The sequence below is a fragment of the Microbacterium sp. NPDC064978 genome (genome assembly GCF_044543605.1).
GTDB classification, from domain to species: domain Bacteria; phylum Actinomycetota; class Actinomycetes; order Actinomycetales; family Microbacteriaceae; genus Microbacterium; species Microbacterium meiriae.
This window is the reverse complement of the sequence record NZ_JBITWF010000004.1, coordinates 339871-353169: the sequence shown is the minus strand read 5'-3', so window position 1 is coordinate 353169 and position 13299 is coordinate 339871. Positions and strand designations below refer to the sequence as shown.

Genomic DNA, 13299 nt, shown 5'->3' with positions numbered 1-13299 from the left:
GACCTTCCTGTCGCCCAGATGAGACAGTACCTCTAGACGGACTAAATTCGCTCACTAGATTTATTCCGCGGATCTACGAAAGGACGACGGTGTCTGCCACACGATCACGGGCGGTGCGCTGGACCGCCGGAGCGCTCGGCCTCGTGCTGACCGGCGCGGCGCTCACGAGCTGTGCCGCCGGCGGGGGAGCGGAGACCATCCGCTTCACGTTCAGCAAGCGCGAGGCCATCCCGTTCATGACGGAGCTCGTCGCGGAGTACAACGCGTCGCAGGACGACGTCCGGGTGGAGATCGACACCTCCGGCGTCGACGTCGTCTCGGCGAGCTTCGTCCGCGGGAACCCGCCCGACATCATGCTCGCCAACTACAACTACGAGGTCGCCCGGTTCGTGCAGCGGTGCGCGCTCACCGACCTCTCCGACACGGAGGCCGCCGCCGGCATCCGTGAGGACCTGCAGCCATTGATGGACCAGTACGGCTCCTGCGAGGGGCGCACCAGCGCCCTGCCGTACTCGGTCATGGCCGCCTCGGTCATCTACAACACGCAGATCTTCGCGGAGCAGGGCCTCGAGGTGCCGCAGACCTGGGACGAGCTCCTCGCCGTCAGCGACAGCCTCCGCGAGGCCGGGATCGACCCGTTCTACGCCACGTTCAAGGACGACTGGACCGTCGCGCAGGGCTGGTACGACTACGCGGCCGGTGGCTCGCTGGACGTGCTGGCTTTCTTCGACGCGCTCGCCGCCGAGGGCACAGAGGTGGGCCCGGACTCGGAGGTCTCCTTCGAGAAGGACTTCGCGGAACCGATGGACCGGATGATGGTGCTCGCGAACGAGTACACGAACGAGGATGCGGCGAGCCGGGCGTACGGAGACGGCAACCTCGCCTTCGCGAAGGGGGAGGCCGCGATGTACCTCCAGGGGCCGTGGGCTTTCAGCGAGATCGCCAAGACCGACCCCGACCTCGACCTCGGCACCTTCCCGCTGCCCATGACCGACGATCCGGGCGACCTCGCCGTCCGGGTGAACATGGACCTCGCGGTCATGATCCCCGAGGAGTCGCAGCACCAGGAGGCCGCGCGCGACTTCCTGGAGTACCTCTACCTCCCGGAGAACATCGAGGAGTACAACGCGTCGCAGCTCGGGTTCACCCCGACGACGGACGCGGCACCGCCGGACGACCCGCGTATCGAGGGCATGATCGAGTACTACGACGAGGGGCGGATCTACCAGGGCCCCTCGGTCCTCGTCCCGAAGACCCTGCCGATGAACAACTACGCGCAGGCCATGGTGCTCGGCGCCGACCCCTCCTCCATCCTCCGCACCATGGACGCGGACTGGGCCCGCATCGCCTTCCGCGCCCCGATCCCGAGTTCCGAGGATTCCGCATCGGGCGAGACAGAGGAGTCCGCGCCATGAGCACCAGCACGACCGCCATCGTCACCGGCGAGCAGCGGAAGATCCGCCGCCACACGCGCCGCGTCGAGCCGATCTACTACCTGTTCCTGCTGCCGACCCTGGTGATCTTCACGCTCGCGATCACGGTCCCCGGCGTCATCGGCATCTTCTTCAGCTTCACCGACTCGATCGGCATCGGCGAATGGAGCTTCAACGGGCTGACGAACTACATCGCGCTGTTCAGCGACCCGGCGATCCTGCAGAGCTATCTCTTCACCTTCGGGTTCTCGATCGCGACAGTGATCGTCGTCAACGTCATCGCGTTCCTGCTGGCGGTCGGCCTCACCTCCCGCATCCGGTTCAAGACGGGGCTGCGGACGATCTTCGTGATCCCGATGGTGATCTCGGGCATCATCATCGCCTACGTCTTCAACTTCCTGTTCTCGAACTCGATCCCCGCGGCGGGCGCGGCCACCGGCATCCCGTGGCTGGAGACGAGCCTGCTCGCCAACCCCGACCTCGCCTGGGTCGCGATCGTGATCGTCACCGCCTGGCAGGCGGTCCCCGGCACGCTCCTCATCTACATCGCCGGACTCCTGTCGGTGCCGGGCGAGGTGTACGAGGCGGCGAGCATCGACGGCGCCAGCCGCACGCAGCAGCTGACCCGCATCACGATCCCCCTCGTCGCCGGATACGTCGTCATCAACGTGATCCTCGGCTTCAAGGGCTTCCTCAACGCCTACGACATCATCGTCGGCCTCACCAACGGCGGTCCCGGCACCGCCACCCGCAGCGTCGCGATGACGATCATCGCGGGCTTCAACGGCGGCGACTACGCCTACCAGATGGCCAACGCCACGATCTTCTTCATCGTGGCCGTGCTCATCTCCGTCCTCCAGCTCTCGCTGACCCGCGGAAGGAACACGTTCTGATGTCGACGGAGACCCTCACCACCATCCCCGCGGACGGACGCCGGAAGCGGCAGAAGATGGAGCGCGTCAACTGGTCGGGCACCATCATCCTGATCCTGTGCACGGCGACGATCCTCATCCCGCTGTACGTGACGATCTCGATGGCGTTCAAGACCACCGGGCAGGCGGTCGACGGCAACGCGTTCTCGCTGCCGGCGCCGTTCAGCATCGACGGCTTCGTGCAAGCATGGACGCTGACGAAGTTCCCGGTCGGCGCCGCGATCTCGCTGCTCGTCACGGCAGGGACGGTCATCGCGACGATCGTCCTCGCGGCCTTCGCGTCGTACGCGATCGTGCGCAACTGGGACCGCCGGCTGTTCCGGTACTCCTTCTTCTACCTGCTGGCGGCGATGTTCATCCCGTTCCCCGTCGTGGCACTTCCGCAGATCCAGCTCACCGGACGCGTCGGCCTCGACAACCCGTTCGGCGTGATCATCCTCGCCACGATGTTCCAGCTCAGCTTCAGTGTGCTGCTGTTCACGGCCTTCCTGCGCTCGATCCCGATCGAGCTGGAGGAGAGCGCGCGGATCGACGGCGCCACGACCTGGCAGACGTTCTGGCGGCTCATCTTCCCGCTGCTCGCGCCGATGAGCGCCACGGTCGGCATCTTCGCCTTCCTCTACGCCTGGAACGACTTCATGATGCCGTCGCTGATCATCTCCGACCCGGCGCTGCAGACGCTCCCGGTGCGGCAGAACCTCTTCCAGAACCAGTTCAGCAACAACTACAACGTCGCCTTCGCCTCGTACCTGATGGCCATGGCGCCCGCGATCGTCGCCTATCTCTTCACTCAGCGCTGGGTGATGGAGGGTGTCACGCAGGGTGCCGTCAAGGGCTGACCCGACCCCGCAAGAAACAAGGAGAACCTCTTCTTCATGACCGATTCGCTGCTCACCGCGACCCGCGAAGACGACAAGACCGCGACCTGGTGGCGTCAGGCCGCCGTGTACCAGATCTATCCGCGGAGCTTCGCGGACGCCGACGGCGACGGCCTCGGCGACATCCCCGGCATCGTGTCGCGCGCCGACTACCTCGCCGAGCTCGGCATCGACGCGGTGTGGCTGAGCCCGTTCTACCCGTCGGAGCTCGCCGACGGCGGGTACGACGTGGCGGACTACCGGGACGTCGACCCCCGCCTCGGTACCCTCGACGACTTCGACGCCATGGTCGAGGCGCTGCACGCGCGGGGCATCCGCGTGGTCGTCGACATCGTCCCCAACCACACCTCCGACCAGCACGCCTGGTTCCAGGAGGCGCTGGCTGCCGGCCGCGGCTCGGCCGCCCGGGAGCGCTACATCTTCCGCGAGGGCACCGGTCCCGACGGCGCGGAACCGCCCACCGACTGGGTCTCGGTCTTCGGCGGCAGCGCCTGGGAGCGCGTCGCGGACGGCCAGTGGTACCTGCACAACTTCGCCGTCGAGCAGCCCGACCTCAACTGGGACCACCCCGAGGTGCGCGAGGACTTCCTCACGACGCTCCGCTTCTGGTCGGACCGCGGCGTGGACGGGTTCCGCATCGATGTGGCCCACATGCTGACGAAGGACCTCACCGAGCCGCTGCCGTCGCGTGCCGAGCTCGACGCGATGGACCGCACCTCCGGCACGCACCCGATGATCGACCGCGACGACGTGCACGAGATCTACGCCCAGTGGCGCGCGGTCTTCAACGAGTACGACCCGCCGCGCACCGCGGTCGCGGAGGCATGGGTGGAGACCCCGGAGCGCCGAGCGAAGTACGCCTCCGCAGAAGGGCTCGGACAGGCGTTCAACTTCGACCTGCTCGTCGCCGACTTCGACGCGGCGGACTTCCAGCGCATCATCGCCGACAACCTCGCCCAGGCGCAGGCCGCCGGATCCTCGACGACCTGGGTGCTCTCGAACCACGACGTGACCCGGCACGCCACCCGCTACGGCCTGCCGCCGCTGCGCGGACGTGCGGTCAAGCAGGGAACCGAGTGGGTGCGCGCGGGCGGCCCGGAGGAGGGACTCGATCGGGAAGGCGGTCTGCGTAAGGCGCACGCCGCGACGCTGCTGCTGCTCGGCCTGCCCGGCAGCGCCTACCTCTATCAGGGCGAGGAGCTCGGCCTGCACGAGGTCGCGGACATCACCCCCGACCAGCGCCAGGACCCCGGGTTCTTCCGCGGCGCGGACTTCGACGGCCTCGGGCGCGACGGCTGCCGCGTGCCGCTGCCGTGGACGGCGTCCGGCAGCTCATACGGCTTCGGCGCGGCCGGCGCGCACCTGCCGCAGCCTGCCTGGTTCGCGGAGTACGCGGTCGAGGTGGAGGACGCCGATCCCGGCTCGACCCTCAACCTGTACCGCGAGGCGCTGCGTCTCCGGCGACTGCTGCAGACCGGGGAGACGCTCGAGTGGGTCGACACGGGTCGGGAGGACGTGCTGCGGTTCCGCCGCCCGAACGGGTGGGAGGTCGTGACGAACTTCGGCACCGCTCCGTTCGATCTGGGCGCCGCGGCCGACGATGCCGTGCTGTCGACCGTGCCCCTCGAGGGCTTCGTGCTGCCTGGCGAGGCCACGGCGTGGATCGCCCCGGGGGCGCTCGCGAACTGACTGTAGAGTCGGGGCGAGGACGCCGGTTTGATAATGGTTCTCATTAGCGTTTAGAGTGGGAGTCATGAAGAAGCCCGTCCTCGCCCTCACCCTCGCCTCCGTCGCCGCCCTCACGCTGGCCGGATGCTCGACCACCCCGGGCGCGGCAGAGGACGACGGCGCGGTGACGGTCGTCGCGAGCACCAACGTCTACGGCGACATCGCCGCGCAGGTCGGCGGGGACCGCGTCGACGTCACCTCGATCATCGACTCGGTCACCCAGGACCCGCACTCCTACGAGGCGAGTGCCCGCGACCGTCTCACGCTGCAGAAGGCCGATCTCGTGGTGGAGAACGGCGGCGGCTACGACGCGTTCATCGACAGCCTCCTGCAGGATGCGCAGGACCCGCACGTCGTCACCGCGGTGGAGTTCTCGCACGACTACCCGGGCAACGAGGGTCACGACGAGGGCGAGGACCACGATCACGGCGACGACGAGGCCGCGACCGAGGAGCCGCACGATCACGAGCACGCCGAGGGCGAGGACGAGCACGCCGGCCACGACCACATCGAGGGCTTCAACGAGCACGTCTGGTTCGACCCGCACACGATGATCCACGTCGTCGAGGCGATCGCCGACGAGCTCACCGAGATCGACCCCGACGGCGCCGACACATTCCGCACGAACGCGGACGAGCTCGTCGCGGAGCTGGAGGGCTTCGAGGGCGACCTCGAGGCGATCAAGGCGGACGCCGCCGGTGCGACAGTGTTCATGACCGAGCCGTTGCCCGGATACCTGGCCACGGCCGCCGGGCTCACCGACGTCACCCCCGAGGGCTTCGCGGAGTCGGTGGAGGAGGGCAGTGACGTCGCGCCCGCCGTGCTGCTCGAGGCGCTGCAGGTCGTCGGGTCCGGCGATGTGACCGCCGTGCTCACCAACGCCCAGACCGGCGGCGCGGAGACGGAGCGCGTCGAGAAGGCCGCGGAGGACGCCGGGGTGCCCGTGGTCGCGTTCACGGAGCTGCTCGAGGACGGATCGTCGTACTCTGAGTGGATGAGTGACGCGATCCAGAGCCTCGCCGCCGCCGTCCAGTCGTGAGCGGAGCCCGTTCACAGGCGCAGCGACCCGCGGGGGAGACCGGCCCGGTCCTCGAGATCGCCGACGGCGCCCTGCAGCGGGGCGACCGCGAGCTCTGGTCGGGACTCGACCTCTCGGTGCAGCCCGGGGAGTTCATCGCCGTGCTCGGCCCATCGGGATCCGGGAAGACGACGCTCCTCCGCAGCATCCTGGGACTCCAGCCCCTCTCGCGCGGGAGCATCCGCGTGGCCGGCGAGCCCGTGCACCGCGGGAACGCCCGCATCGGCTACATCCCTCAGCAGCGCTCGCTCGCTCCCGACACGAGCATGCGCGCCCGTGATCTCGTCGCCCTCGGCGTGCAGGGCAGCCGCTTCGGCTTCCCGGTCCCGCACCGTGGCGACCGGGCGAAGGTCGACGCCCTGCTGGCCGCTGTCGGGGCGACCTCGTACGCGGACCGCCGGGTGGGCCTCCTCTCCGGCGGAGAGCAGCAGCGCCTCCGCGTCGGGCAGGCGCTGGCCGACGAACCCGCGCTGCTCCTCTGCGACGAGCCGCTGTCGAACCTCGACCTCGCCAACCAGGTCGCCGTCACCGACATCATCGATCGGCAGCGTCGGGAGCGCGGAGCCGCCGTGCTCTTCGTCACGCACGACGTCAACCCGATCCTGAACCGCGTCGACCGCATCCTCTACATCGCCGGCGGCCGGTTCCTCCTCGGGACCCCGGAGGAGGTGCTGCAGACCCGGGTGCTGACGGATCTCTACGGCACCCCGGTGTTCGTGCTCCGCGCCGGTGACCGGCTCGTCGTGGTCGGCGTCCCCGATGCGGAGCCGCACCACGACCATGACCACGAGCACGGGGGCGCCGCATGACCGTCGCGTCCGCTCTCGTCCCCATGGTCGGCTGGGACGACATCTTCTCCTTCCAGGACTATGGCGAGCTCGTCGCCCTGCTCGCGAACTCGATCATCGCGGGCGCCGTGCTCGGGCTCGTCGGCGGTCTCATCGGGGTGTTCGTCATGCAGCGCGATCTCGCGTTCGCGGTACACGGGGTGAGCGAGCTCTCCTTCGCGGGAGCGGCGGCGGCGCTGCTGTTCGGCGGCAGCGTCGTGCTCGGTTCACTCGGCGGAGCCCTCGTGGCGGCGATCCTCATCGGGGTCCTCGGCGCCAAGGCCAGGGACCGCAACTCGATCGTCGGCGTGCTCATGCCGTTCGGCCTCGGTCTCGGCATCCTGTTCCTGTCGCTGTACGACGGCCGCAGCGCCAACCGGTTCAGCCTCCTCACGGGGCAGATAGTGTCGGTCTCGAGTCCCGACCTCGGCTGGCTCGTCGGCATCAGCCTCGTGGTGCTGCTCGGCCTGCTCGTGATGTGGAATCCGCTGCGCTTCGACTCGCTCGATCCGGAGTCGGCGGCAGCCCGCGGAGTGCCCACCCGCACCGTGAGCCTGCTGTTCATGGTGCTTCTGGGACTCATCGTCGCGGTGAGCGTGCACATCATCGGCGCGCTGCTGGTGATGGCGCTCCTGGTGACGCCCGCTGCCGCAGCCATGCGGATCACGGCGGGCCCGGTCGCGGTGCCGGTGCTGGCGGCGCTGTTCGGGTTCGTCTCGGCCGTCGGCGGCATCCTCCTCGCGCTCGCCGGCACCCTGCCCGTCAGCCCCTACATCACGACCCTGTCCTTCACGATCTACGTCGTGTGCTGGATCGTGCAGCGCGTCCGTTCCCGGGTCACCCGCGTCTGACCCCTTTTCGAGTCGCGCACTTCGCTCCATTTCGGTCGCAGATGCCGCCAATCGGGCGACTCGAATCCGCGGTGGGGGCGCTCCCAGCCCTCGCCGATCCCGGCGGCCTAGAATCGATGGCATGGCTCAGCGGAACACCTGGCAGCGCGAACGCGTGCGCGAAGCGCTCGCCGACGCGCGCGGTTTCGTGAGCGCACAGAGCCTGCACGCGACGCTCCGCGACGACAACACGGGGATCGGCCTGGCCACCGTATACCGCGCCCTCGCCGGACTCGCGGCGGCCGGAGATGCCGACTCGCTGCAGAGCCCCGAGGGGGAGGCGCTCTACCGGGCGTGCACCACCCAGGGCCACCACCACCACCTCATCTGCCGGTCCTGCGGCCTCACGGTCGAGATCGAGGCGAAGGACGTGGAGCAGTGGGCGCACCGCACGGCCGCCCTGCACGGCTTCACCGAGGCCGCGCACGTGGTCGACATCTTCGGACTGTGCACCCCCTGCGCGAACAAGCGCGACGCCGAGAGGACTGCGACAGCGTGACCGCCCCGGCACGAACGGCCACCCGTCCGGGCCACACGCACCGTCGAGCGCCCTCGCCGCGCTCGACGTGGATCGCCGTCGGCGTCGGCGCCGTGATCGTCGCGGCGCTGTTCCTCATCGACGCCTTCCTCCCCACTCTCTTCCCCGCCTCGCTGCCCACCCGCGCGCAGGACGGTCTGACACTCGCTCTCAGCGTGCTGATCGAGGCGCTGCCGTTCGTGGTGCTCGGCGTGCTGCTGTCGATCGTCGTGCAGGTCTGGCTCCCGGCGGACGTCATCCACCGCTGGCTCCCGCGCCGCGCCTGGGCCCGCCGCGCCGTGCTCTCCCTGCTCGGCATGCTCATCCCGGTCTGCGAGTGCGGGAACGTCCCGTTCGCCCGCGGACTCATGATGCGCGGACTGGCCCCCGCGGAAGCGCTGACCTTCCTCATCGCGGCGCCGATCGTGAACCCGATCGTGATCCTCACGACGCACGCCGCATTCGGATGGGACGGCGGCATCCTCGTCGCCCGCCTCGTCGGTGGCTACCTCATCGCGAACCTCATCGGCTGGATCTACAGCCGCCACCCCTCGCCGGAGTCGCTGCTCACCCAGCGCTTCGTCGACACGTGCGAGCGCGTGACCCACGAGCCGGGAACTCCCGTGCGCCGCAGCCTCACGCAGTTCCTCGTGGAGCTGCGGGCCGTGATGCCGGCGCTCGTGATCGGCTCCGCGCTGGCGGGGGCCGTGCAGGTGCTCATCCCGCGCGACGTCCTGCTCACGATCGGCGCCAACCCCGTGCTGTCCATCGTCGCGATGATGCTGCTCGCGATCGTCGTGGCGATCTGCTCCAATGTCGACGCCTTCTTCGCGCTGTCGTTCGCGTCGACCTTCTCCTCGGGGGCCCTCGTGGCGTTCCTGCTGGTCGGGCCGCTCGTCGACATCAAGATGCTGGCGCTGATGCGCACGACCTTCACCACCCGGACGCTCGTCGGGATCACCGCTGTCGTGCTGGCGTCGGCCTTCGCGATCGGGATCGGGGTGAACGTCCTTGCCTGAGCTCTCCGTCCGCTCGCGCGCCCTCGTGACCCGGTGGCTGGGGATCGGTCTGGCCTCCGTCGTCGCCGTCGTCACCCTCGGCCTCGCGGTGACCGACCGCCTCAGCCTCTACATCAGCCCGGAGTCGGTGTGGTTCGCATCGGCTGCCGCCGTGGTCACTCTCGCCGGAGCCGTCTGGTCGTGCACGCTGCCCCTGGGCGCGGAGGAGGATCACGGGCACGACCACGGTCCCTCCTCCGCCCGATCTGCGGAGTCGGAGCACTCCTCCGCTGAGGAGAGCGAGCGCCCCTCCGTCCCATCGCGCCGGAGCCTCGCGGGAGTCGGTGCTCTGGCCGGCGGTGTGGTGGCGACGGGGGTCGTCGTCTCCGCACTCGTCCTGCCTCCCGCCTCGCTCTCGGTCGAGCTCGCGATGTCGCGCGCCGGGGAGGAGACCGCACTGTTCGCCGGCGCCGACACGGTCGCCCTCGGGGTCGCGGACACGTCGACGTTCGGCGTGGGCGACTGGGCGAGCGTCTTCGCCGCCGCGACGAACACCACGGCCTATGACGGGGCCGACGTCACGTTGCAGGGCTTCGTCACGCCGGGCGACGGCGACGGCGTCAACCTCACCCGGCTCGTGATCACCCACTGCGTCATCGACGCCCAGACGGCGGCGCTGCCGGTGAGCGTCGACGCGGACGCGTACAAGACCGGACAATGGGTCGAGATCACCGGGACCGTCCGTGCGGATGAGAACGGCTCCCTGCACATCGAGCCGACCGATGTCGTGGCGATCGACGAGCCGAAGGACCCGTATGAGTACTGACGACGAGCGGCCGGAGCCGCCCGCCGTCCCGCGGACCCGCGCCGAGCTGCGCGCTGCCAGGGAAGCGGAGGAGCACGCCGCCGAGGAGCAGACGGCCGCGGAGCGCGCGGCCACCGAGCAGGCTGAAGCGGAGCAGGTCGCGGCGGAACGTGCGGCCGTGGAGCGGATGGCCGCCGAGGTCGCCGCCGAGCATGCCGCCGTCGATCGCGAAGCTGCGGCGGAGCGTGAAGCGGCAGAGCGCGCTGCTGCGGAGCGTGAGGCCGCAGAGCGCGAGGCGGCGGAGCGTGAGGCGGCGGAGCGTGAGGCGGCGGAGCGCGCTGCTCCCGATGCGGCCGCCGGTGTCCCCGCGATCCCGCAGGCGCCCGAGCCGGTGTTCACCCCCGCGGGGCCGGCGTCCACCCCCGCGGCGAGCAGCGAACCGGGAGATGCATCGGATCCGGGCTGGACGCCGACCACCGACCTCCCCGCCGACGACGATGCGCCTCCGCCCGCGCCGTGGTCCCGCCGCCGCTTCCTCGTCACGATCGGTGCCGTGGTCGGAGTGCTCGTGCTCGTCGGCACCGGACTCGGAATCGTCAGCCTGCTCCAGGGCCCCCGGGTGACCGATGTGCAGGTCGACGCCGCCCAGGCCATCGAATCCTCAGGGAGCCGCGTCATCCTCACGGCGAATCAGCCGCTCTCCGCCATCGACCCCGAGCAGGTCACGGTCGAGCCGTCCGTGCCGTTCACGGTCGATGCCGCCGGTCGGGGGGTCGGCGTGCGCTTCACGGTACCCCTCGACGACGACACGACCTACACGGTGACCGTCTCCGACGTGACGGGTGCGGGAGGAGGACCGGCCGCCGATCTGACGACATCCTTCGAGACCCCGGCGTCGTCGATCTTCCTCCTGCGCCGCGACCCCGACGGCGACGACATCATCTTCCGCACCGACCTGAGCGGCGAGAACGCGCAGCCGGTGTTCTCCCACCCGCGGATCGACGACTTCCGGGCCACGTCCACGCAGCTCGTGGCCGCGGTCGAGGATGACGACCAGTCGCGGCTGCTCGTGATGGACAGGGACGGCTCCGACCAGCGCGAGCTCCCCCTCCCCGGCGAAGGCTACGTGGGCGCGATCCAGGTGTCCGAACGGGGCAACCTCGTCGGCTACAGCTACTCCGATCGCGAGCTCAGCGACACCGAGGGGCGCGCGAGCGTGCTCGTCACCCAGTCGCTGAGCGGCGACGACGAGCCCCGCATCATCGAGGTCGGGGACAAGCAGGTGAGCGTCTTCGTGTGGCAGTTCGTGCCGGACAGCGCCGCCGTCCTGTTCATCGACTTCGACGGAGCGCTGTCCCTCGTGGACCAGTCGGCCGACACCGGCGTGCAGTCCCTCGGTCTCGCCACGACGATCCAGGGCATCTCCCGCGGCACCTACACCGCGATCGTCGAGCGACTGGACGGATCGGTGGTGGAGCTCGACCTGGCGGACGGATCGGAGGAGCCGCTCGCCGCGTCGGAGCCGGACTACGGCACCGCGACCTCCATCACGCCGTTCCCCGGTGGAACGCTGCGCCACGTCGTCGCCAGGGACGAGGGCGGCCTCCCGGTAGGACAGGCCGTCATCCGCGTCGACGACTCCGGCGCGGCCACGCCGCTGGTCGAGGTGAGTTCGGCCGACTCGATCCTCCAGGCCTGTGCGTCGCCGAGCGGGCAGTACGCCGCGGTGGTGATCGCGCCGGACATGGCGGACAACGCCTACGACGGGATGCTGCTGCCGCTGCCGGAGAAGCTCGAGACGCACCTCATCGACATGAAGACCGGGGACGAGATCGTCGCACTGACCGGTTTCGACGCGTCCTGGTGCCAGACGGCGCCGCGGTTCTGACATGACGGGGCCCCTGGCGCTGCGGCGCGCGACCCGCGACGACGTGATGCGCTCCGCCGTGGAGGTCGCGCCGACCCTCCTCGGCGCGGAGCTGCGGACCGTGGTCGTCGAGGACGGTCGCCCGGTGGAGGTGCGCGTGCGGATCACCGAGGTGGAGGCCTATCACGGGCAGGGCACCGGAGCGCTGGCGGACCCGGGGTCCCACGCCCGCATGGGCCGCACCGCCCGGAACGCCACGATGTGGGGCGAGCCGGGCCGTCTCTACGTGTACCTGAGTCACGGCATCCACTCCTGCGTCAACGTGGCCTGCGGTCCCGAGGGGCAGGGTGACGGGGTGCTGCTGCGCGCGGGGGAGATCGTGACCGGGGTGGAGGAGGCGGCCCGGCGACGGCGTGCGGTCCTCCCGCTCGGCCGCACCGCTCGGCGGGACCTCGCGCGTGGGCCCGGACGGCTCGGACAGGCCGCGGGACTGCGGCACTCCCTGCACGACGGCATCGACGCCATCACCGGCGAGGAGCGGAACGACGCCAGGGCGGAGTTGTGGCTCGGCCCTCCCGTGGTCGACGTGGCCCAGGGCCCGCGGGTGGGGGTGGCGGGCATCGCCGGCACGGACGCGTTCCCTTGGCGTTTCTGGATCCCCGGCGACCCCACGGTGTCCGCGTTCCGGTGGGGTCGGGGTGCCGCCGACGCTTCGAGTCGCGCGAATGGCGGCGTTTCGGGCTGAGATGGGACCATTCAGGCGATTCGAACCGCCGCTCGGAGCCGTGCTAGACTGACTCTTCGTCTGCGCACGCTCCTGTGCGCAGTTCGTGTGCTCCCCCTTCTTCCGCCGAGAGATCGGCATGCGGGGCGGCGTGCAGACAAGGGATCTTGGGTGAGGCCGTCCGGTCTCACGGTAATGAAGGAGTCATCATCATGGCAGCAGTGTGCCAGGTGACCGGAGCTGTTCCCGGCTTCGGTCACAACGTCTCGCACTCGCACCGCCGGACGAAGCGTCGCTTCGACCCGAACGTGCAGAAGAAGACCTATTTCGTGCCCTCGCTCGGTCGTAAGATCACGCTCAACGTGTCCGCCAAGGGCATCAAGGTGATCGACGTGCGCGGCATCGAGAACGTCGTCAAGGACCTCCAGGCGAAGGGTGTGAAGCTCTAATGGCCAAAAAGGCTCAGGACGTCCGTCCGATCATCAAGCTGCGTTCGACGGCGGGTACGGGTTACACGTACGTGACCAAGAAGAACCGCCGCAACACCCCCGACCGCCTCGTGCTCAAGAAGTACGACCCGGTCATCCGTCAGCACGTCGAATTCCGAGAGGAGCGTTGATCC

Annotated in this window: 14 protein-coding genes; all 14 read left to right on the top strand. The window is 69.7% G+C overall.

What is annotated here, in order from left to right:
• Positions 1 to 89: 89 nt before the first annotated feature.
• Positions 90 to 1415: an ABC transporter substrate-binding protein gene (locus ACIGJI_RS14665; RefSeq protein ID WP_259952563.1), complete on the top strand. Its 1326-nt coding sequence runs from the start codon at positions 90 to 92 to the stop codon at positions 1413 to 1415.
• Positions 1412 to 2326: a carbohydrate ABC transporter permease gene (locus ACIGJI_RS14660; protein WP_101848001.1), complete on the top strand. Its 915-nt coding sequence runs from the start codon at positions 1412 to 1414 to the stop codon at positions 2324 to 2326. Before ACIGJI_RS14665 ends, ACIGJI_RS14660 begins: the two co-directional genes overlap by 4 nt.
• Entirely contained in the window at positions 2326 to 3204 is an 879-nt protein-coding gene (locus tag ACIGJI_RS14655; protein ID WP_085605188.1) for a carbohydrate ABC transporter permease, read from the top strand. Before ACIGJI_RS14660 ends, ACIGJI_RS14655 begins: the two co-directional genes overlap by 1 nt.
• 36 nt (positions 3205 to 3240) lie before the next feature.
• Positions 3241 to 4932, top strand: a complete 1692-nt coding sequence (locus ACIGJI_RS14650) for a glycoside hydrolase family 13 protein (RefSeq protein WP_363446157.1) — start codon at positions 3241 to 3243, stop codon at positions 4930 to 4932.
• Between the two features lie 64 nt (positions 4933 to 4996).
• A complete protein-coding gene (locus tag ACIGJI_RS14645) occupies positions 4997 to 6010 on the top strand; it encodes a metal ABC transporter solute-binding protein, Zn/Mn family (protein ID WP_280569157.1) in 1014 nt (337 codons plus the stop codon).
• Positions 6007 to 6858, top strand: coding sequence for a metal ABC transporter ATP-binding protein (locus ACIGJI_RS14640; protein WP_396667037.1), 852 nt, complete (start codon positions 6007 to 6009; stop codon positions 6856 to 6858). The genes ACIGJI_RS14645 and ACIGJI_RS14640 overlap by 4 nt, the downstream gene beginning before the upstream one ends.
• The gene (locus ACIGJI_RS14635; protein WP_370428264.1) at positions 6855 to 7727 is read left to right on the top strand and encodes a metal ABC transporter permease; all 873 of its coding nucleotides are present in this window, start codon (positions 6855 to 6857) and stop codon (positions 7725 to 7727) included. Before ACIGJI_RS14640 ends, ACIGJI_RS14635 begins: the two co-directional genes overlap by 4 nt.
• Before the next feature lie 121 nt (positions 7728 to 7848).
• Positions 7849 to 8265 carry a Fur family transcriptional regulator gene (locus ACIGJI_RS14630; protein WP_187662687.1) on the top strand — a complete coding sequence of 139 codons (417 nt, stop codon included), beginning with the start codon at positions 7849 to 7851 and terminating at the stop codon, positions 8263 to 8265.
• Positions 8262 to 9302: a permease gene (locus ACIGJI_RS14625; protein ID WP_363446160.1), complete on the top strand. Its 1041-nt coding sequence runs from the start codon at positions 8262 to 8264 to the stop codon at positions 9300 to 9302. The genes ACIGJI_RS14630 and ACIGJI_RS14625 overlap by 4 nt, the downstream gene beginning before the upstream one ends.
• Positions 9295 to 10107 (top strand): TIGR03943 family putative permease subunit, encoded by an 813-nt coding sequence (locus ACIGJI_RS14620; RefSeq protein WP_363446162.1) that lies wholly within the window; start codon positions 9295 to 9297, stop codon positions 10105 to 10107. Before ACIGJI_RS14625 ends, ACIGJI_RS14620 begins: the two co-directional genes overlap by 8 nt.
• A complete protein-coding gene (locus ACIGJI_RS14615) occupies positions 10097 to 11974 on the top strand; it encodes an Ig-like domain-containing protein (protein ID WP_363446164.1) in 1878 nt (625 codons plus the stop codon). Before ACIGJI_RS14620 ends, ACIGJI_RS14615 begins: the two co-directional genes overlap by 11 nt.
• 1 nt (position 11975) lies before the next feature.
• Positions 11976 to 12698 carry a DNA-3-methyladenine glycosylase gene (locus ACIGJI_RS14610; protein WP_363446166.1) on the top strand — a complete coding sequence of 241 codons (723 nt, stop codon included), beginning with the start codon at positions 11976 to 11978 and terminating at the stop codon, positions 12696 to 12698.
• Between the two features lie 191 nt (positions 12699 to 12889).
• A complete protein-coding gene (gene rpmB / locus ACIGJI_RS14605) occupies positions 12890 to 13126 on the top strand; it encodes a 50S ribosomal protein L28 (RefSeq protein ID WP_017203559.1) in 237 nt (78 codons plus the stop codon).
• Positions 13126 to 13296: a 50S ribosomal protein L33 gene (rpmG, locus tag ACIGJI_RS14600; protein WP_017203558.1), complete on the top strand. Its 171-nt coding sequence runs from the start codon at positions 13126 to 13128 to the stop codon at positions 13294 to 13296. Before rpmB ends, rpmG begins: the two co-directional genes overlap by 1 nt.
• The last annotated feature ends 3 nt before the right edge of the window (positions 13297 to 13299 follow it).